The sequence below is a fragment of the Tateyamaria omphalii genome, assembly GCF_019802125.1.
GTDB lineage: Bacteria > Pseudomonadota > Alphaproteobacteria > Rhodobacterales > Rhodobacteraceae > Tateyamaria > Tateyamaria omphalii_B.
Genome location: NZ_JAHVHT010000001.1, coordinates 521,008 through 540,562, shown reverse-complemented (window position 1 = coordinate 540,562; position 19,555 = coordinate 521,008). Strand labels below are relative to the sequence as shown.

The 19,555-nt window shown below is 61.4% G+C and carries 20 protein-coding genes; 7 read left to right on the top strand and 13 right to left on the bottom strand.

The window, feature by feature from the left end; genetic code table 11:
• Positions 1-213: 213 nt before the first annotated feature.
• Positions 214-399 carry a hypothetical protein gene (locus KUV51_RS02675; RefSeq protein WP_222520069.1) on the top strand — a complete coding sequence of 62 codons (186 nt, stop codon included), beginning with the start codon at positions 214-216 and terminating at the stop codon, positions 397-399.
• Between the two features lie 125 nt (positions 400-524).
• On the opposite strand, the gene KUV51_RS02670 is transcribed toward KUV51_RS02675, so the two are convergent.
• Complete coding sequence (locus KUV51_RS02670) at positions 525-2,150, bottom strand: SulP family inorganic anion transporter (protein ID WP_222520068.1); 1,626 nt, start codon at positions 2,148-2,150, stop codon at positions 525-527.
• A 346-nt stretch (positions 2,151-2,496) separates the two neighbouring features.
• On the opposite strand from KUV51_RS02670, the gene KUV51_RS02665 reads away from it, so the two are divergent.
• From KUV51_RS02665 to KUV51_RS02645, 5 genes are all read left to right on the top strand, one after another.
• A complete protein-coding gene (locus KUV51_RS02665) occupies positions 2,497-3,723 on the top strand; it encodes an EAL domain-containing protein (protein ID WP_222520067.1) in 1,227 nt (408 codons plus the stop codon).
• 476 nt (positions 3,724-4,199) lie between these two features.
• Positions 4,200-5,072 (top strand): S-methyl-5'-thioadenosine phosphorylase, encoded by an 873-nt coding sequence (locus KUV51_RS02660; protein WP_222520066.1) that lies wholly within the window; start codon positions 4,200-4,202, stop codon positions 5,070-5,072.
• Positions 5,073-5,093: 21 nt separating this feature from the next.
• On the top strand, positions 5,094-5,726 hold the full coding sequence (locus tag KUV51_RS02655; protein WP_222520065.1) for a LysE family translocator: 633 nt from the start codon (positions 5,094-5,096) through the stop codon (positions 5,724-5,726).
• Positions 5,723-6,253 (top strand): adenine phosphoribosyltransferase, encoded by a 531-nt coding sequence (locus KUV51_RS02650; protein WP_222520064.1) that lies wholly within the window; start codon positions 5,723-5,725, stop codon positions 6,251-6,253. The genes KUV51_RS02655 and KUV51_RS02650 overlap by 4 nt, the downstream gene beginning before the upstream one ends.
• 112 nt (positions 6,254-6,365) lie before the next feature.
• Positions 6,366-7,121 carry an SDR family NAD(P)-dependent oxidoreductase gene (locus KUV51_RS02645; RefSeq protein WP_222520063.1) on the top strand — a complete coding sequence of 252 codons (756 nt, stop codon included), beginning with the start codon at positions 6,366-6,368 and terminating at the stop codon, positions 7,119-7,121.
• Between the two features lie 49 nt (positions 7,122-7,170).
• Here KUV51_RS02645 and KUV51_RS02640 read toward each other — a convergent pair whose 3' ends face one another.
• The 12 genes from KUV51_RS02640 to coxB form a co-directional block, all read right to left on the bottom strand.
• Complete coding sequence (locus KUV51_RS02640) at positions 7,171-7,902, bottom strand: SGNH/GDSL hydrolase family protein (RefSeq protein WP_222520062.1); 732 nt, start codon at positions 7,900-7,902, stop codon at positions 7,171-7,173.
• A gap of 13 nt (positions 7,903-7,915) precedes the next feature.
• Complete coding sequence (locus KUV51_RS02635) at positions 7,916-9,337, bottom strand: FAD-binding oxidoreductase (protein ID WP_222520061.1); 1,422 nt, start codon at positions 9,335-9,337, stop codon at positions 7,916-7,918.
• A gap of 60 nt (positions 9,338-9,397) precedes the next feature.
• Positions 9,398-10,222: an MBL fold metallo-hydrolase gene (locus KUV51_RS02630; protein WP_261385708.1), complete on the bottom strand. Its 825-nt coding sequence runs from the start codon at positions 10,220-10,222 to the stop codon at positions 9,398-9,400.
• A gap of 74 nt (positions 10,223-10,296) precedes the next feature.
• Complete coding sequence (locus KUV51_RS02625; protein ID WP_039683320.1) at positions 10,297-10,881, bottom strand: GNAT family N-acetyltransferase; 585 nt, start codon at positions 10,879-10,881, stop codon at positions 10,297-10,299.
• Positions 10,881-12,143, bottom strand: coding sequence for a M16 family metallopeptidase (locus KUV51_RS02620; RefSeq protein ID WP_222520059.1), 1,263 nt, complete (start codon positions 12,141-12,143; stop codon positions 10,881-10,883). Before KUV51_RS02620 ends, KUV51_RS02625 begins: the two co-directional genes overlap by 1 nt.
• Positions 12,144-12,164: 21 nt before the next feature.
• Positions 12,165-13,553 (bottom strand): threonine synthase, encoded by a 1,389-nt coding sequence (gene thrC, locus KUV51_RS02615; RefSeq protein ID WP_222520058.1) that lies wholly within the window; start codon positions 13,551-13,553, stop codon positions 12,165-12,167.
• A 12-nt stretch (positions 13,554-13,565) separates the two neighbouring features.
• The gene (locus tag KUV51_RS02610) at positions 13,566-14,240 is read right to left on the bottom strand and encodes an SURF1 family protein (RefSeq protein WP_222520057.1); all 675 of its coding nucleotides are present in this window, start codon (positions 14,238-14,240) and stop codon (positions 13,566-13,568) included.
• A gap of 75 nt (positions 14,241-14,315) precedes the next feature.
• Entirely contained in the window at positions 14,316-15,173 is an 858-nt protein-coding gene (locus tag KUV51_RS02605) for a cytochrome c oxidase subunit 3 (protein ID WP_222520056.1), read from the bottom strand.
• A 10-nt stretch (positions 15,174-15,183) separates the two neighbouring features.
• Positions 15,184-15,759, bottom strand: coding sequence for a cytochrome c oxidase assembly protein (locus KUV51_RS02600; RefSeq protein ID WP_222520055.1), 576 nt, complete (start codon positions 15,757-15,759; stop codon positions 15,184-15,186).
• Positions 15,759-15,920 carry a cytochrome C oxidase assembly protein gene (locus KUV51_RS02595; RefSeq protein WP_222520054.1) on the bottom strand — a complete coding sequence of 54 codons (162 nt, stop codon included), beginning with the start codon at positions 15,918-15,920 and terminating at the stop codon, positions 15,759-15,761. The genes KUV51_RS02600 and KUV51_RS02595 overlap by 1 nt, the downstream gene beginning before the upstream one ends.
• Entirely contained in the window at positions 15,917-16,855 is a 939-nt protein-coding gene (gene cyoE / locus KUV51_RS02590) for a heme o synthase (RefSeq protein ID WP_222520053.1), read from the bottom strand. The genes KUV51_RS02595 and cyoE overlap by 4 nt, the downstream gene beginning before the upstream one ends.
• A 60-nt stretch (positions 16,856-16,915) precedes the next feature.
• The gene (gene coxB, locus KUV51_RS02585; RefSeq protein ID WP_222520052.1) at positions 16,916-17,815 is read right to left on the bottom strand and encodes a cytochrome c oxidase subunit II; all 900 of its coding nucleotides are present in this window, start codon (positions 17,813-17,815) and stop codon (positions 16,916-16,918) included.
• 186 nt (positions 17,816-18,001) lie between these two features.
• Between coxB and tldD the strand changes: the two genes are divergently transcribed.
• Complete coding sequence (gene tldD, locus KUV51_RS02580; RefSeq protein WP_222520051.1) at positions 18,002-19,423, top strand: metalloprotease TldD; 1,422 nt, start codon at positions 18,002-18,004, stop codon at positions 19,421-19,423.
• Positions 19,424-19,555: the final 132 nt, after the last annotated feature.

The following is a 19,555-nucleotide window of genomic DNA, read 5'->3' as shown; positions in this document are numbered from 1 at the left end:
GCAGTCGTCGCCCGAAACGCGCGGTTGTCCCAAGAGGTGAGATGTTCACAGAACGTCGGTCGACCGCATCGCGCAAAGGCAGAGCCATTGTCGCGTCAATTCGTTGCCGTAGGCGAATAGGCGCGCAATTGGCGGTTTGATCCCGCTGCCCATTCAAGGCCAACGTCGTCGCATGCTAGGCTCATCTGACATAAACGGCTTTGGAGATTGGCCATGAGCAAAGTAATTGCACTGACCGCAACAGCGGCATTTCTAGGCCTTTCGGCCTGCGGCGACACGACAGCACAGCGTGCTGTGGTCGGCGGCGCCATCGGGTGTGCGGCCGGTGAAGTTCTGGCCAACGGCCGCTGCGTCGAAGGTGCCGTTGTGGGCGCCGGTGTTGGCGTGATCACCGAGTAACGCAAAGCGCGCGGACCGTCCGCGCGCAGACCAGCACGACCGCACAGGCTGTCGCTGGACGAAAAAGGGCCAAACCGCTCAGCGGATTGGCCCTATTTTTGTGCTGGCAAGTGGACAGGGAAACGTCAGTGCCCGCCCAGAATGCCCGTGCGCACACCGTAATCCGTTGCAATCTCGTAATCCGGGTCGTCATCACTGTCGACGATCAGGTGCCCGGCCTTGGTAAGCAGCTTGTGGCAATCGTGGGTCAGGTGCCGCAACTGTACCCGCTTGCCTGCCTCCTGATACTTGGCGGCCACCGCTTCGATCGCTTGCAGGGCGGACTGGTCCACCACGCGACTGTCGGCAAAGTCGATGATGACCTCACGCGGATCGGTGTCGATCTTGAACATCTCGACAAAGCCCGTGGCCGAACCGAAAAACAGCGGCCCCTGCACCTGATAGACGCGCGCGCCTTCGGGCGTTGTATAGGTCTTGGCATGGATACGGCGGGCGTTGTTCCAGGCATAGGCCAACGCCGACACGATCACACCGACGACCACGGCCACAGCGAGGTCCTCCATCACCGTCACAACTGTCACCAACACGATGACAAAGGCATCGGTCAAAGGCACCTTGCGCAGGATCTTGAGAGAGTTCCAGGCGAACGTCCCGATCACCACCATGAACATCACGCCCACAAGAGCGGCCAGCGGGATCAGTTCGATGACGGACGAACCAACAAGGATAAAGGCCAGCAGAAACAGCGCCGCCGCCACACCGGCGATGCGCGTACGCCCGCCGGACTTCACGTTGATCATGGATTGCCCGATCATGGCGCAGCCGCCCATGCCACCGAAGAATCCGGTGGCTGTGTTGGCAAGCCCCTGCGCGATGCACTCTTGCGAGGCCCCACCGCGCTGGCCGGTCAGATCGCCCACCAGGTTCAGGGTCAAAAGGCTTTCGATCAGGCCGATGGCGGCGAGGATCACCGCGTAGGGCAGGATGATCTCGAACGTTTCCCAGGTCAGCGGCACCATCGGGATGTGGAAAGGCGGCAGCCCTCCTTCGATACTGGCCAGATCGCCCACGCGCGGCACATCCAGACCAAAGGCAATCACGATGGCGGCCACGATCCCGATGCCGGCCAGTGGCGCAGGGATTGCGCGCGTCACGCGCGGCGCCAGCCAGATGATCGCCATGGTCAGCGCCACAAGGCCCAACATCATGTACAGCGGCATCCCCGACAGCCAGTCACCCCCCGCCATGCCGTGACCCGATGCCTCGGCACTGCCGGGCACCTTGAACTGCGTCAGCTGGGCGAGGAAAATTACGATGGCCAGGCCGTTCACAAAGCCCAGCATCACCGGGTGCGGCACGAGGCGAATGAACTTGCCCCATTGCATCACCCCCGCGAAGATCTGCAAGAGCCCCATAAGGACAACGGTCGCAAACAGGTACTCAACCCCGTGCTGCGCCACGAGCGCCACCATCACCACGGCCAAGGCCCCGGTTGCACCGGAGATCATGCCCGGTCTGCCGCCGAAGAGCGCAGTGATGAGGCCCACCATGAACGCCGCATAAAGCCCCACCAGCGGGTGCACCCCCGCGACAAAGGCAAAGGCCACCGCCTCGGGCACAAGCGCCAGCGCCACGGTCAGACCGGACAACAGGTCGGTCTTGATCTGTCCAGGCGTCAGCTTGGTGTCGCCGGGCGCGATGGAAAAATCACCAAAGCGGGTCTTGGCATTGAGATTGTCGAGAAAGGCCATGCGGGGTCCGTCTGCTCTTGGGGGCGCGATCGGTGGCGTCTAAACCATGAAAGGGTTAAAGACCATTGCACCATACGCGGGTCTGTCATGTGTGCAGCACATAGCAGCTTCGAACCGGATGGCACGGTATTTCTCGGTATGCCGTGGCCGCGCGGCACAATTGGACAATGCGTCTACACGTATCTGGTCCAACGCGCCAAGCGCATGACACCTTAAACCACGGACCGACAGAAGACGGCTGAACCCGGTATGTCTCTAATTTTCCACATCGCATTTCAGTCCCTTAGAGGCGCGTTAACGGGGCTGCGGATACGGTCGCTTCCGACACGTCAAAGGGACCCACGCGATGGAAAGCACGGCATTCAACACCCACAAAAGGTCGGCGGATGAAGTGATACGGCGCGCCCTGTCCAGCGTGCGCGAACATCTCGGTATGGAAATCGCCTACCTGTCCGAGATCGAGGGGAACACGTCAATTTTTCGTGCGGTCGACGCGCCCGGCCTCGAAGATCTGGTCAAACCGGGGGACCGCCGGTCGCTCGACGACGTCTATTGCCGCCACATTGTCGAGGGTCGGCTGCCGTCGCTCATCGCGGATACGGCTGACATTCCTCTGGCAGCTTCGATGCCCATCACGGCACAAGTGCCCATCGGCAGCCATGTCAGTGTCCCGATCCGCCGGGATGATGGATCGGTCTACGGCATGTTCTGCTGCCTATCGCCCACGCCGAACCCGTCGCTCAACGCGCGCGATCTGGCGATCATGGAAATGTTTGCCGATCTCTGTGCCGATCAGGTCAACGGCGCGATCGAGGTTGAAAAGACCCGCGCCACGAAAACCGCCCTGATCCAAAGCATTCTGGACACGCGCGCGTTCGCGGTCGTCTATCAACCGATCTATCATCTCGGCAGCGCCCGCCCATCGGGCTTTGAAGCGCTGTGCCGCTTCAAGGGCGAACCCTACCGTTCACCCGATATCTGGTTTGCCGAAGCCGAAGATGTCGGCCTTGGGATCGACCTCGAACTGGCAGTGATCGACGCTGCCTTGAATGGTTTCGCATCTTTGCCGGATGACGTGTACCTGTCGGTCAACGCATCCCCCGCCACAGCCACATCCGGTCGCCTGGCCGAGGTGTTTGCCGGGCACCCCATCGACAGGATCGTTCTGGAGATCACGGAACACAGCGCCGTCGAGGACCCGCGGGCGTTGATGTCCGAACTGCAGACCTGGCGCGATCTTGGCCTGATCCTCGCCATTGACGACGCGGGGGCGGGCTATTCGGGCTTGCAGCAAATCGTGCATCTGGCGCCCGATATCCTCAAGCTCGACATGTCACTGACATCCGGCATCGACATGGACGCTGCCAAACGATCACTCGCCGCCGCCATGGTTCATTTCGCCACGGAACAGAATTCGATCATCGTGGCCGAAGGGATCGAGACCGAAGCCGAACTGAACACGCTGCGCAAGATCGGCGTCCATCGCGGCCAGGGCTGGTTCCTGGGCAAGCCTGCGCCGCTCGACATCACGCTCTGTGAGGTCTTGAAAGTGGCCCGGCCCAAGCAAGCCTGATCTGCAACGCCATCTGGTGGTCTTCGGGGCCAACGGGATCCGCTTCCCGTTTCATCGCAATTCGCAACCCGCAAAGGATGGTCACGCGCGCCGATCGGTCACGTTCAACCAGTTGGGCAGCACCGCACCACAACACTCTGCACATGCACCCCGTGCCACGCCACCCGTTGCAGAAAGGCGCCGCTGAGCAGGAGCGTTTTCCGGATGAAGCAGACGCGCAATCTCTCAGCCAAAGGCCAGGCGGTTCCCCATGGCGCGCCCGCAGAGGTTCTTGGGCGGGGACGCCACTTGCCCATCCCGTCGCGCGGTCTGCACGCGAATCGCGTTGCACATGACAGCACCCGTTGCGCCCTCCCCAACCTCAGCGCGCGGTAGGGGTGCATGGGGGGTGTACGCATGGTGCACGGCTGGTGTACGGGTGGTGGCGGCCTGTTTCTGGTTCAAAAAAATTTTCAGTCCCGGCACGAGAGACTTCCATGACCCGTACCAAAATCGCAGTGATCGGTGGCTCCGGAATCTACGACATTGACGGGCTGGAAGGAGCCGAATGGACCGCGGTTGAGACGCCGTGGGGCGCACCTTCGGACCAGATCCTGACCGGCACATTGGATGGCGTGGACATGGCGTTCCTGCCCCGCCACGGGCGCGGCCACGTGCATTCGCCAACAACCGTGCCCTACCGCGCGAACATCGACGCGCTGAAGCGATTGGGGGTGACGGATGTGATCTCGGTCTCAGCCTGTGGCAGTTTCCGCGAAGAGATGGCGCCGGGAGATTTTGTCGTTGTAGATCAATTCATTGACCGCACCTTTGCCCGCGAAAAGTCGTTCTTCGGAACGGGCTGCGTGGCCCATGTATCGGTCGCCCATCCCACGTGTCCGCGTTTGAGCGATGCTTGCGAAACGGCCGCGCGGGTCGCCGGGATCAGCGTGCACAGGGGCGGCACCTATCTGGCGATGGAAGGGCCGCAATTTTCGACATTGGCCGAGTCCAAGATGTACCGCGAAAGCTGGGGCGCCGACGTGATCGGAATGACCAACATGCCCGAGGCCAAACTCGCCCGCGAGGCCGAGCTGTGCTATGCCTCCGTCGCCATGATCACTGATTATGACAGCTGGCACCCTGACCACGGCGAAGTGGATGTAACCCAGATTATTCAAATACTTATGGGCAACGCGGATAAGGGTCGCGCGCTCATCAAACGGCTGCCCGCCCTGCTCGGCGCAGAGCGCGCGCCCTGCCGCCATGGCTGCGATCGGGCGCTGGAATTTGCGATACTCACGCAGCCCGACAATCGTGATCCGGCCCTCGTGGCCAAGCTCGACGCAGTCGCCGGCCGCGTCCTCTGACATCTTCCAACGGAGCACCATATGCCCTTAGATCTCTGGCTGACATTCGTCATCGCCTCGACCGCCCTGCTGGTGATTCCCGGCCCCACGCTGATAATGGTGCTGAGCTATGCAATGACACAAGGCAAACGGGTCGCCGTCGCCTCCGCCCTCGGGGTTGCAGCCGGGGACCTGATCGCGATGACCCTTTCGGTCATCGGGCTCGGTGCGCTGTTCCTGACCTCGGCGCTGGCCTTCACTGTCCTGAAATGGGTGGGCGCGGTGTACCTTGTCTATCTCGGTCTTCGGATGCTGCTGAGTGCCAGAACACCGCAACAAACCACCCTGATGGACAAGCCCGCGGGGCAAAGGCCGGGCAAGGTGTTTCGCGATCTGGCGACGGTGACGGCACTGAACCCGAAATCCAACACCTTCTTCGTGGCCTTCGTGCCGCAATTCATTGATCCCACGGCATCTTTCGCCCCGCAAGCCGCCATCTTGATCGCGACCTTCGTGGGCATCGCGGGCGTCAACGCCCTGATCTTTGCCCTTGCCGCAAACGCCATGCGCAGCCGCATCACGCGCCCTGTCGTCCAGATGTGGCTGACCCGCGCGGGCGGGGCCACGCTGGTGGGCATGGGCGTTCTGACAGCCACCCTTCGGAGAGCCACATGAAGACCGTTCAGGATTACATCCGCACCATCGTCGACTTCCCCCACGAGGGGATCATGTTCCGCGATGTGACGACCCTGTTTGCCGACCCGCGCGGGTTCCGGATCGCCGTCGATCAGATGCTGCACCCCTATGCCGGGCTCGAGATCGACAAGGTGGTGGGACTGGAGGCGCGGGGCTTCATTCTGGGCGGCGCCATAGCCCACCAGTTGAGCGTTGGCTTCGTGCCGATCCGCAAGAAAGGCAAACTGCCAGGCGCCACGATCAGTGAGGCCTACACGCTCGAATACGGCGAGGCGATCGTCGAAGTGCATGATGATGCGATCAAGGCAGGAGAGAAAATCCTGCTCGTCGATGACCTGCTCGCCACCGGCGGCACAGCCGAAGCGGGGATCAAGCTGGTGGAACGGCTGGGCGGCGAGATCGTGTCCTGCGCCTTTGTGATCGACCTGCCCGACCTCGGCGGCCGCAAGCGGCTTGAGGCGATGGGGATGGACGTGCACGCGCTGTGTGCGTTCGACGGGGAATAGGCCTTCAATTCAGGCACGCAATGCCCCGCCCCGTGGCCATCGGGGCTCTTCCCCCTGTTGCGAACTGCGGGGCGGGCTAGGCTTGGACGGCAACCGCAGCAGGGTCTGACACATGTCCACAGTCGAAGCGAAAAACAAGATCGCGTTGGTCACCGGCGGCGGTACGGGCATCGGCAAGGCCACTGCTCAGAGGCTCGCTGCTGCAGGCGCCCATGTGATCGTAACCGGCCGACGTGCGGCAACGCTTGACAGCACGGTCGCCGAAATCAGGGCAAAGGGACACAGCGCTGAGGCGATAGTGAATGATATTGCCGACGTTGCGGCCGTTGCCCATCTGCACGACAGCATCCTTGCGCAACATGGGCGGCTCGATATCGCCTTCAACAACGCGGGCTTTCGCGAGACGCGCACGCACCTTGTTGATCACTCCATGGACACATATGCGCAGGTCTTCGACACCAACGTGCGTGGCGTCTTCGCCTGCCTGCAGCACCAGATCGCAGCCATGCGCGCCCAAGGAGGCGGCGCCATTGTTGTCAACGCCTCTGTCAGCGGACTGCGCAATCCGAACCCAGGTTTTGCCCTTTATTCGGCATCCAAAGCGGCCGTCGTTTCCTTGGCGCGCAGTGCGGCTATGGAAGAAGCGCAGCATGGCGTGCGGATCAATATCGTCGCGCCCGGGCGCGTCAAGACGGACATGATCATGGAGCCCGGTCTCGATCTTGATGCCGTTGCTTCAAGCCTGCCCTTGCACCGCATGGGCACGCCGGAGGAGGTCGCCGAAGCGGTTCATTGGCTGACATCGGACGCTGCGGCTTATGTTGTGGGGCACGTGCTTTGCGTCGACGGCGGGTTCATGGCGTCCTGATGCTACATCACTTGGATATCATCGCACCGGGGAACCGAGGCTCTCGTATCTAAACCTCGGACTTTTCGGGTACCATGCGGTGCAAATACGGCTGCAAAGCCTCGGCCACTTTTGTGGCCCAGGCGTCGTAGATCGGCGCGCCCGGATGAAACCCGTCGCGCGCCATCTCAGACGGGGTCAGCGGCTGATCAAATGGCAGATGGAGAACACCCTCGCCCTCTGCGCATAGCGCGGCAAGGCTGGCATCAAACCGCTCCGCCCGCGCACCGAGAACACTCCGCAACGGAGACGGGAGCAACGGAAACAGGCCCAAGGGTGGAACGCCCGATGCAACGATGGCTTGCGCTCCATGCTTGGCCTGAAGGGATCGCAGGATCGCTGTATAGTTCTTTCGCCACTTCGAAATGTGCATACCGTTCTTGACGTCATTCACACCAACGGCAAGCACCGCGATGTCTGCGCGGGCCGGTGGCAGCAACTCGATCGCCTGCAGCACCTGACGACTGGTCCAGCCCGATTTCGCCACAAGCGCCCAGGACACGGAGGCCATCGGTGCCAAGTGATGGGCAAGCCGACCGGCGAGGGCTGCATCCTGTTCGGCGACACCGACACCCGCTGCGGACGAGTCGCCCACAATCAAGACCCGCAATGCGGGGCCCTGCCCGGCGCGACCGGTGCGCGGGCCTGCAGCCTCGGGCAAGCGCGTGGCGCGTGATGCCACCCAGAGGGCTTGGGGCACGAAAATCGGCGACAGGGCCAGCGTACGCAGCGTGGACAACATGCTTGCGTCCCCTTCAGCCGCCTGGCAACCGCAAGACCGCACCGGGGTTCATGATGCCGTGGGGATCAAGGGCCGTCTTGATGGCCCGCATGGCGACCAGCTTGGTCGGGTCAGCATAGCGTTCGAGGTCATCGACCTTGAGCCGCCCGACACCATGCTCTGCGCTGACGGAGCCGCCCATTTCATGGACCAGATCATGCACGACCCGTTTGATCTCCGGTCTCTGCGCTTCGTGATCCGCGCGGCTTTTGCCCGGCGTGGGAAAGACGTTGTAGTGCAGATTGCCGTCGCCCACATGGCCGAAGCAGTTGATCCGGAAATCTCCTACGGCAGCGATGCGTTTGCCGCCTTCGGCAATGAAATCGGCAAGCGCGCCCAGCGGCACCGAGATGTCGTGCGAGCTGACCGATCCGATGCGGCGGTTGGCTTCGGGTATGTTTTCGCGGATCGACCAGAAGTCTGCCGACTGCTGCGCGTTCTGCGCGATCATGCCGTCCTGCACCAGTCCGGCCTCGGTTGCGGCTGCAAAGAGCCCTTCGAGCGCAGCGGCGGGGTCCTGCGCCCCTGTCAGGCCCAGCTCGATCAGCACGCACCAGTCGGGTGTGTTGGTCCAGGGGTTGCGCACCTGCGGCATGGTTTCGGCCAGAAAGGCGAAGCCCTGAGCACCGATCAGTTCGAAGGCAGACACGCCATCGCCGACGTGGTCACGCACCAGCGCGAGCAGGGACAGCGCGGCGGATGGCGAGGTGACCTGCATCAGTGCCGTGCCGGTCGCCGATGGACGCGGAAAGAGTTTCAGGGCCGCAGCGGTGATCACGCCCAAGGTTCCCTCTGCTCCTATCAACAGGTGACGCAGGTCATATCCGGTGTTGTCCTTGCGCAGTCTGCTGAGGCCCTGGAACACCTCACCGCTTGGCAGCACGGCCTCGACCCCCAGGCACAGATCGCGTGCATTGCCATAGCGCAATACGCCTGTGCCGCCTGCATTGGTGCTGAGATTGCCACCGATACGTGCCGACCCTTCTGCTGCCAGCGACAGGGGAAACAGACGGTTCGCCTGCTCTGCAGCGGCTTGCACATCCGCGAGGATCACGCCTGCATCCGCGATCAGAACGTTTTCCTCCGGATACACAGCGCTGATCGACGTCATTTTTTCCAGCGATAGGATCAGCGGGATCGGTCCGGCCTCTGCCACCTGGCCACCCACGAGGCCCGTGCCGCCGCCATAGGGAATGACCGGAACGCGCATGTCAGCGGCTGCGCGAACGAGGGTGGCAACCTCATCCGTGTTGCGCGGCAGCGCGAGAAGGCCCGCTTGTCCGGCGTATCGACCGCGCGGTTCGTGAAGATGCGCGGCATCAGCTTTGGCGAAACGGTCCTTTGGCAAGCGGGACAGAAATGCCTGTGCCCGTTCTTCCGTCAGTGAATTCAGCATCGTATTCCCCCTGCGCCCTGCAACGGTTGGTGCCAGAAAGCCAAGGCACCCACAACGCAGTTATTCACTGTCCTCACGCAGCCATTCCGGGCGCAGGACCATGATTGTCGGGCGGCTGGGCAACCGGTCGAGGGACACGTCGAGCGAAGGCCCGCCTGTTTCCACGATCTGGAATTCTTCGGACATCCCGGTGAGGAAAGCATCAAGGGTGTATTCACCGAACCAGTGCATCGGGATCACGATCGAGGACCTGAGACGCGACACGATCCGCATCATGGTGGGCAGATCGACCGTCATACCGCCATCAACAGCGGCCATCACGACATCGAGCCGCCCAATGGCCGCATATTGTTCGGCGTTGGGTTCATGGTGCAGGTGGCCCAGATGGCCGATGCACAGCCCCGCAACCTCGAAGATGAAGATGGAATTGCCATTCTCCTCAACCCCGGACCATTGCGAGCGGATGTCGGTGGACACGTTCCGGACCAGCACCTCGCCCAGATCGAGCCGGTGGCTGATGCCTGCGCCGTGTTCCTCTCCCCAGCCGGGCAGGACGTGGGGGATCGCCGGGTCGGGATTGGCGGTCCAGTGCGTTTCGTGCGCGTGGTTCATGGTGACCACGTCCGGGATCATCGGTGCCGATCCGGTGAAGCCGGTAAAATCCGTGACCATGTTCAGCCCGCCTGCCGTGCGGATCAGGAAAGAGGCGTGGGCGATGAAATGGATGCGGACGGTTTCGGGGGCCACCTGCACATCGTAACTGGCCCGGTGCACGAACTGTGCTCCGTCGATTTGCTCTGCAAGGGCGATACAGTGGCTGGGCGTGCGGGTCTCTTGCGCAAAGGCGCTGAGCGGCAGTGCAACAAGGGCGAGGGCAAGAAGCATATGGCGCATGGCCAACAGAGTAGCGCGGCGCAAGATTTTTACAAAAAATCTTGGCAAAAATCTGCGTCAGATTTTTACCCTGCGTCGGTCCGTCCGCGCCGGTCCATACGCAGCGCCGCATAAAGGACGTGGGTGCGCCAGCGTCCGTCGATCTGCAGGTAGCTTTGGGCCACGCCCTCGTACTTGAAACCGCAGGTTTCTAGCAGCCCGCGCGAGGCGACGTTTTCCGGCAGGCAGGCTGCCTCGATCCGGCTTAGATCAAGGCGCGTGAAGGCATGGTGGACGACGGCAAGGATCGCCTCGCGCATGTATCCCTGCCGCGCATGCGCGGCCCCGGTCCAGTACCCCAAGGTTCCCGCCTGCGCCGGGCCGCGGCGGATGTTGTCGAGCGTGATCGCACCCAGAAGCGCTTCATCGCCGCGCCGAAACAGAAAAAGCGGCATCGCAGTGCCGCTGGCAACTGAGCGTTGTGCCCAATAGACCCGGTTGGTGAACGCCTTGCGCGTCAGGTGATCGCCTGCCCAGCTTGGTTCCCATGGCGTCAGATGGTCGATGCTGGCCGCGCGCAGTGCTGCCCAAATGCGAAAGTCGGAATGGGTCGGCGGGCGCAGCGTCATCCGCTCTGTTTCGATCCGCAGTTTCCGCTTGTTCAGAAGCATCAGGCGGCGCGCCGCTCCTGCAGGGTTTCCCGGGTCGGCGCCGCATCGATTGGACCGTAGAGCGCAAGCGCCATCGGGGCCTGCGTCGCCATTTGCACGGCAAAGTCCCGCACATTGTCGACAGTGACACTGTCGATCAGAGCGACGGTTTCGGTCAGCGCCGGCACGCGATCCCAGATCTGCACAAGGCGCGCAAGGCGCTCAGCCCTGTTGGATGGGCTTTCAAGCCCCATCAAAAGACCCGCTTTCATCTGGGCGCGCGCACGGTCCACCTCTGCCACGGTCATATCGTCAGCAGCGCGCTTCATCTCGTCTACGGTGATGGCAGCAAGGTCGGCGACCTGATCCGCCGATGTGCCTGCATAGACCGTGGTCATGCCTGTGTCGGCATATGCGCCAGCCTGAGCAAAGATCGTGTAACACAGACCGCGACTTTCCCGGATTTCCTGGAACAGGCGGCTCGACATGCCACCGCCCAGGGCACTGGCGTAGATCTGCGCTGTGTAAATTGCATCGTCGCGATAGCCCGGAGACTCAAACGCCATGGCGAAGTGGGCTTGTTCAAGCGCTTTGCTGCGCCGTTCCTCTCCACCGGCGAACGTGGCCAGATCCGGCACTCCCATGCCACGCGGCGCCAGGTGCCCGAACAACTCTTCGGCCAAACGCACGATGGCGTCATGGTCCACAGCACCCGCAGCGGACAGGATCATCTGTTCCGGGCCGTAGTGCTGGTCGACAAACCGTTTCAGATCGGACTGCCCAAAGGACGAGACCCGTTCGGACGGGCCAAGGATCGTGCGGCCAAGAGGCTGCCCGGGATAGGCCCGTTCCTGCAACCAGTCGAAAATCACGTCATCCGGTGTGTCCAGCGCCTGTCCGATCTCCTGCAGGATCACGCCACGCTCCACCTCGATCTCGTTCTGGTCAAAGATCGGGTTCAGCAGGATGTCCGCCAGCACGTCCATGGCCAGCGGCACGTCGTTTTCGAGTACACGCGCGTAGTAAGCCGTGACCTCGCGGCTGGTATAGGCGTTGATGTATCCGCCCACGTCTTCGATGGCCTCGGCGATCTGCAAAGCGCTGCGCCGTTCCGTCCCCTTGAACGCCATGTGTTCAAGGAAGTGCGCAATGCCGTTCTGTTCCGAGGCTTCATGCCGGGCGCCTGCGCCCACCCAGACGCCGACGGAGGCCGAAGCCAATCCCGGCATATGTTCGGTGACGATGCGAAAGCCGTTCTTCAGGCGATGCGTTTGCGTGGTCAATTCAGTCTCACTGCCGTTTGGTCACTGCGCGCGATGCTCAATGATGTGCGCCTTGAGCGCCTCAAGATCATTCGGCACCCGCGTCAGCCGTTCCGCGCGTTCATACAGGTCTGCCATCCTGGGTGGAAGGGGGGGCGTGATGCCTGTCGCCGCCTCGACCGCGGCGGGGAATTTCGCAGGGTGCGCCGTTGCCAGCGTGATCATAGGCGTTCCCATTTGGCGCTCGACATCGGCCACATGCACGCCGACAGCGGAGTGTGGGCACAGCAACTCGCCGCTGGATTTGAGCGACGATGCAATCTGAGCGCTGGTTTCCTCTTCGGACACACGACCAGAGGCGTAGTGTTCCTGGAGAACCTGCATCGCGCCCTGGCTGACCTCGAACCCACCGCTTGTCAACTCGTCCATCAACTGGGCAACGGCAGCACCATCGCTGTCATAGGCGTCGAACAGCGCGCGTTCGAAATTTGAACTGACCTGAATGTCCATGGAGGGGCTGATCGACGGGATCGTTTCGCCCTTGTGATACCCTTGCCCGCTCAGGCAGCGGTGCAAGATGTCGTTCTGATTGGTGGCGACCACCAGCTTGTCGATGGGCAGGCCCATCCGTTTGGCGATGTAGCCGGCAAAGATGTCGCCGAAGTTGCCTGTGGGTACCGTGAAGCTGATCTTGCGCTGGGGCGCACCTAACTCGACGGCAGAGGAGAAGTAGTACACAACCTGCGCCAACACACGGGCCCAGTTGATCGAGTTCACGCCAGCGAGGCCAACCCCGTCGCGAAACTCGAAGTCATTGAACATGTCCTTGAGCCGCGCCTGACAGTCGTCAAAGTCGCCCTCAACAGCGAGGGCGTGGACGTTGCTTTCGGTCGGCGTGGTCATCTGGCGGCGTTGCACTTCGCTGACGCGCCCATGCGGATAGAGGATGAACACATCCACGTTGTCGAGGCCGCGAAAGGCTTCGATGGCAGCGGATCCGGTGTCTCCGCTTGTCGCGCCCACAATAGTCACCCGTTGGTCGCGGCGTTTCAGGGCGGTCTGAAACAGCTGCCCGATGAGCTGCATGGCGAAGTCCTTGAACGCCAATGTCGGGCCATGAAACAGCTCGAGCAGGAAGTGACCTTGATCCAGTTGCACCATCGGCGCGCGAGCGGCGTGACCAAAGCTTGCATAGGCGCGGTCGATACAGGCGCGAAACTCGTCATCGCTGAACGTGTCGCCCACGAACGGGCGCATCACGGTGTAGGCAATGTCTTCGTAAGAGCGCCCTTCCATATCGGCGATTGTCGTAGCGTCCAGGGTCGGGATCGTCTCGGGGACATAGAGGCCACCGTCCCGGGCAAGCCCGGTCAGCATCGTATCTTCGAAGGTCAGCGCGGGGGCCTGGCCACGGGTCGAAATGTAGCGCATGGGTCGTCTTTCTCAGCGCGGGCTGCGGTTGGTGCGCAGCACGAAATAGGCAGTCATCAGCACCCAGATCGCCGCGAGCGAAAACCAGGTGATTGCGTATTGCAGGTGATCGTTCGGAATACCAGCCGTGTCTACCGGCCAGGGCGTCACGCCAAGATCAATTTCCGGCGCGTCGCGCAATACAATGAGGATAGGTTGCGTGCCGAGCACATCGGCCATCGCGGGAACATCCCTCGCAAACCACAAGTTGTTGGCTAGATCGGGCTCAGGCGTGAAACCATCTGCCTCATTCGGCGCATCAAGATTGCCGACAATCGTAAGGCGCTGCTCAGGTGCACCCGGCACGGGCACCTCGTCCGGCAACCAGCCGGTGTCGACGAGAACGCGTCCATAGGTCTCTGTTTCGAAGGGCCGGATAATGCGATGCACCGCTCCGGTCGTCTTGCGGGACGCCAGCATACGGATGTGGTCAGCGCCAAAGGTGCCTGCCGCCTCAACCGGTGCGTATCGCTGAAATTGCGGCTCCACCGCTTCGGCGACAGGTGTCGGGGCGGCGGCGATCTGCGCGTCGATCCGGGCCAGCAAGTCCTGTTTCCAGGCCAAACGCTGCACCTGCCAGACGCAGAGGCTGATCAGGATACCCGCCCCCATCAGGCCGAATGTCATCAGAAAGAGAAAGCGACGCATGCGCGCGATTGTCCTGTCTGAAAGTGAAAAGCGCGCGGAAACCGCGCGCTTTGATCTTGATGCGTGTGACGCGGCTTAGTGGTCGAGGCCGGGCATGACGCCGACGCCCCAGATGTAGACCGCAAAGAACAGGAACAACCAGACCACGTCAACAAAGTGCCAGTACCAGGCAGCCGCCTCGAACCCGATGTGCTTTTCGGCGGAGAAGTGCCCCTTCATCGCGCGCAACAGGCACACGAACAGGAAAATGGTGCCGATGATGACGTGTGCACCATGGAAACCAGTCGCCATGAAGAAGTTGGAGAAGAACTTGTCACCGCCAAATTCCCAGCCTTGGTACAGCAGGTACGAGTATTCGTAGGCCTGGAAGAAGGTGAAAAGGACGCCAAGAACCACTGCGATGGCGAGGCCGTTGATGACGTCCTTGCGCTCACCGCCATGGACCAGAGCGTGGTGCGCCCAGGTCACGGCACAGCCCGACAGCAACAGGATCAGTGTGTTGATCAGCGGCAGGTGGAAGGCATCGACGTGATAGATTTCCGGCTGGATGTATTCGGTGCCGACATATTCGCTCATCGGGTACATGGCGTTCTTGAAGAACGACCAGAACCACGCGGCAAAGAACATGACTTCGGACATGATGAACAGAATGAAGCCGTAGCGCAGGCCAATCCGAACCACCGGTGTGTGATCGCCGATACGGCTTTCTGCAACAACGTCAGCCCACCAGCCGAACATGGTGTAAAGGACGGCCACGAAACCGATCAGGAACAGCCAAGGGCCGCTCAATTCGATCGACTCGAAGAAGATGGTCATGCCGCCAGACATCCAGGCGACGGCACCAAACAACATGATGAAGCCTGCAAATGCGCCAAGCAAGGGCCAGGTCGATGGCGCAAGAATGTGGTAGTCGTGGTTTTTTGCGTGGGCCATAGTCCGTCCCTCAGTTCAGGTTTGTTTCTTCCACCTGCTCCAGCGCGGCATAGCCTTCGGGCAGGTCGATTTGGTAAAATGTGTAGCTCAGCGTGATCGTGTGCACGTATTTCGCATCGCGGTCGGTGACGATCTCGGGGTCGACATAGAATGTGACGGGCATCATCACCCGCTCGCCGGGTTGCAACACCTGCTCTTCAAAGCAAAAGCAGTCAATCTTGGAAAAGAAGCCGCCCGCCTCGTATGGCGCGACATTGTAGCTGGCCGATCCGGCGACGGGCTTGTCCGTCGGATTGTATGCTTCGTAAAAGGCCAGCCCCGTTTCACCGATGCGCAATTCCATTTCGCGCACCTCAGGGGTGAAGGTCCATGGCATGTTGCGTTCCAGCGAGGCATCGAAGCGGACCTTGATGGTCTGATCCAGGATTTCCTCGTTCGCGACCTCGGACACACCCGGCGTGCCGCCAAAGCCCGTCACGCGGCAGAACCAGTCGTAGAACGGCACCGACGCCCAAGCGAGCCCGCCCATCACAACAACGAGGCCAACGGTTTGAGCAACGGTTTTCGTGGGACCTTCCAGACGCATTATTGGCTCTCCTCGATCTGCGGCAGTGCAAAGTCACCGCCGGTGATTTTGACAAAGGTGAGAGCCAGAACCAACACAACAAAACCAGCTAACATGAGGCCCACGCCCACGTTGCGCCCCTTGCGGCGCTGGTGAATTTCATGTTCGGCACGAATGTTCATGCCCAGATCCCCCAAGATGCGGGAAGCATCGCCTCGATCAGGATCGCACCGAAATGCAGGAACAGATACAACAGTGACAATTTGAAGAACGCTTTTTCGACGCGGTATCCGTCGTGTTCCGCAGCGCTTTCGTCTCGCTTCCAGATGTCAAACGCACCTTTCAGAAACAGCGCGTTCAAAATGACCGATACTGTCAGGTAGACAGGTCCGCCGATCGCCGTGAACGCTGTCGCAACGGCCAGGCCGACAAGCAAAACGGTGTAGACCAGGATGTGGACGCGCGTTGTCTTGCGCCCATGCGTCACCGTCAGCATCGGCACACCCGCATCGTCGTAGTCCGACTTCATGAACAGGGCCAGCGCCCAGAAGTGCGGCGGCGTCCACATGAAGATTAGGGCGAACATCAGCCACGCCTCGATCGACATGGAGCCTGTCGCAATCACCCAGCCGATGACCGGCGGGAAGGCCCCCGCGGCGCCACCGATCACGATGTTCTGCGGGGTCGAGCGCTTCAGCCACATCGAATAGATGACGGCATAGAAAAAGATGGTGAAGGCGAGAAGAGCGGCCGCCAACAGGTTGGAGCTCAGGGCCAGCATCATCACCGACATACCCGACAGCGCGACGCCCAAAGTCTTGGCTTCGTCCGGCGTGACCTTGCCTGCGGGGATGGGCCGCTTGGCCGTGCGCTTCATCACACCGTCAATGTCGGCGTCCCACCACATGTTCAACGCGCCCGAGGCCCCTGCCCCGATGGCGACAAACAGAATCGAGGAAAATGCGATCACGGGGTGTACCGACACCGGAGCCGCAAGCAACCCGACAAGCGCAGTAAAGACCACAAGCGACATGACGCGCGGCTTGAGCAGCGCGAAATAGTCACCCAGGCTCGCTTCGGCCTCGTGGGTCTGGGGCTGGTAGCTGATGTCGGTCATCGCGTTCCCATTGGTCTCAACTCAGAAGCGGCGGGATGATCCCGCCGCACAGGCACCCAATCAGTTTGTCAGAACCTGACGCACATCAACGTAGTCTCCGCCCTCACGGTTGGCGTCCAACCACGCGGCATAGGCGTCTTCACTGACCACTTTCACTGCAATCGGCATATAGGCATGTGCAATGCCGCAGAGTTCCGAGCACTGGCCAAAGTAGATGCCTTCTTTCTCAGGCTGGAACCACAGCTCGGCCAGACGACCGGGAACGGCGTCCTGCTTCACGCCGAAGGCCGGGATCGTCCACGAGTGGATCACGTCAGCGCCAGTCACTTGCATCACGATGGTCTTGCCAACCGGCACCACAACGGCTGTGTCCGTCGCCAGCAGGAAGTCCTGCTCGGAGTAGCCAGCGGCTTGCAATTGCGCACGTACATCTTCGTTGATCGCGTAGTTGTAGGGTTCCACAGCATCGTCAGGTGCGGTCGCGGGTGCGCCGATCATGTAGCTGTCAAACGAGATATCCTCATCCACGTATTCGTAGCCCCAGAACCATTGGTAGCCCGTGACTTTGATCGTCACGTCACCTTCCGGGATCTCTTGCTGGTGAAACAGTGTCGGCAGCGAAAAGGCACCGATGAAGACCAGAATTACGATCGGAATGATGGTCCACGCGATCTCGACCGGAGTGTTGTGGGTGAAGCTGGCAGGCTCCGGGTTCCGCGCCCGGTTGTAACGCACAATCACCCATGCCAGCAACGCGACCACGAAAAGCGTGATCAGCGTGATGATGACAAGGATCATACCGTCCAGCCATTGCAGGCGGCGGGCGATTTCAGTGGCCGCCGGTTGGAAGCCCATGCCGCCATCTACAGGCCGGCCAATCACCTCAAGGCTGTCTTGGGCCATGGCCGGGGCCGCGGCTAGGGCGCTCAGCGCACCCGAAATCGAGAAAAGCTTTTTCATCTGGTCGTCCTGATCTTCAGTGATCAACAAGTGTTCGGAGAAAGGCCACAGCGCGCACTGCTTCCGCCTCCCGTTGTATTGTCGCGACTTACAAACATATTCTGACTGCAAGATAAAGACATAAGGGGCGCGTCAAACGGACGCTTGCCGTGGCGAAACGCCCCACTGCATACCGGAGTATACGAGATGACTGACGCCCCTTTTGCACCGCTGGATCACGACATCGACCGCAGCGCCGCCCTGCAGATCCTGCGAGATGCAACGGCAGGGGCTGACGACGGTGAATTGTTCCTTGAACGCCGGCGCTCCGAAGCGCTGGTATACGATGACGGACGCTTGAAAACCGCAAGCTATGATGCCGCTCAGGGGTTTGGACTGCGCGCCGTTCGAGGTGAAGTTGCAGGCTACGCACACTCCACCGAAATCTCCGAAGCAGCACTGCGCCGCGCATCCGAAACGGCCCGGTTGGCGGTGGGCGAAGGCGGTGGCACCCTTGCCGATGCGCCGCAACCGACCAACGTCAAACTATATGCACCCGACGACCCCATCGCTGGGGCCAGCTTCCCGGTAAAGCTCGAGACCTTGAAAGAAATCGACGCCTATCTCCGCGACCTCGATTCGCGCGTCGTGCAGGTGTCCGCTTCGCTCGCGGCTTCCATCCAGGAGGTCGAAATCCTCCGCCCCGAGGGCCATTCGGTGCGTGATGCGCGCCCGATGACCCGCCTCAATATCTCGGTCATCGTTGAGCAGAACGGTCGCCGCGAAAGCGGCAGTGCCGGGGGTGGCGGGCGCGTGGGGCTCGATGGTCTGATCGACCGCGACGACTGGCAGGCCAAAGCGCGCGAAGCGCTGCGTGTTGCAGTGGTCAACCTTGACGCAATCCCTGCCCCGGCCGGAGTGATGGACGTGGTTCTGGGGCCCGGCTGGCCCGGGATCCTGCTGCACGAGGCCATCGGCCATGGGCTTGAGGGCGATTTCAACCGCAAGGGCAGCTCGGCTTTTGCCGGGCTGATGGGCGAGCGCATTGCTGCTCCGGGCGTGACTGTGCTGGATGATGGGACGATTCCCGACCGGCGCGGCTCCATCACCGTGGATGATGAGGGTACGCCATCGGGAAAGAATACGCTCATCGAGGACGGTATCCTTGTGGGTTACATGCAGGACCGCCAGAACGCACGGCTGATGGGAGTAAAGGCAACGGGTAATGGGCGGCGGCAGAGCTATGCCCATGCGCCGATGCCACGCATGACCAACACCTACATGCTGGGTGGACAGAGCGCGCCCGAGGATATCGTCGCCGACCTGAAGGACGGAATCTATGCAGTCGGCTTTGGTGGAGGGCAAGTGGACATCACCAACGGCAAGTTCGTCTTTTCCTGCACCGAGGCGTACCGAGTGGAGAACGGCAAGGTCGGCGCGCCCGTCAAGGGAGCAACTCTGATCGGCGACGGCGCCACGGCGCTCAAACAGATCCGTGCCATCGGTAACGACATGGCTCTTGATCCCGGCATGGGGAATTGCGGCAAGGCAGGCCAATGGGTGCCAGTAGGCGTCGGGCAGCCGACATTGATGATCGGCGGGTTAACCGTTGGAGGCTCAGCCACCTGAGCGCGGTCGATTCTGCATATGTCAAAAGACACAATGGCTTAGCCTTCTCCTCGCCATTTAGGGGGAGGTTTAAGCGCCTGAAGCGTTCTTTGTTTGTTCAAGTCACACATTTTCTCAGAAAATTTTCCAAGT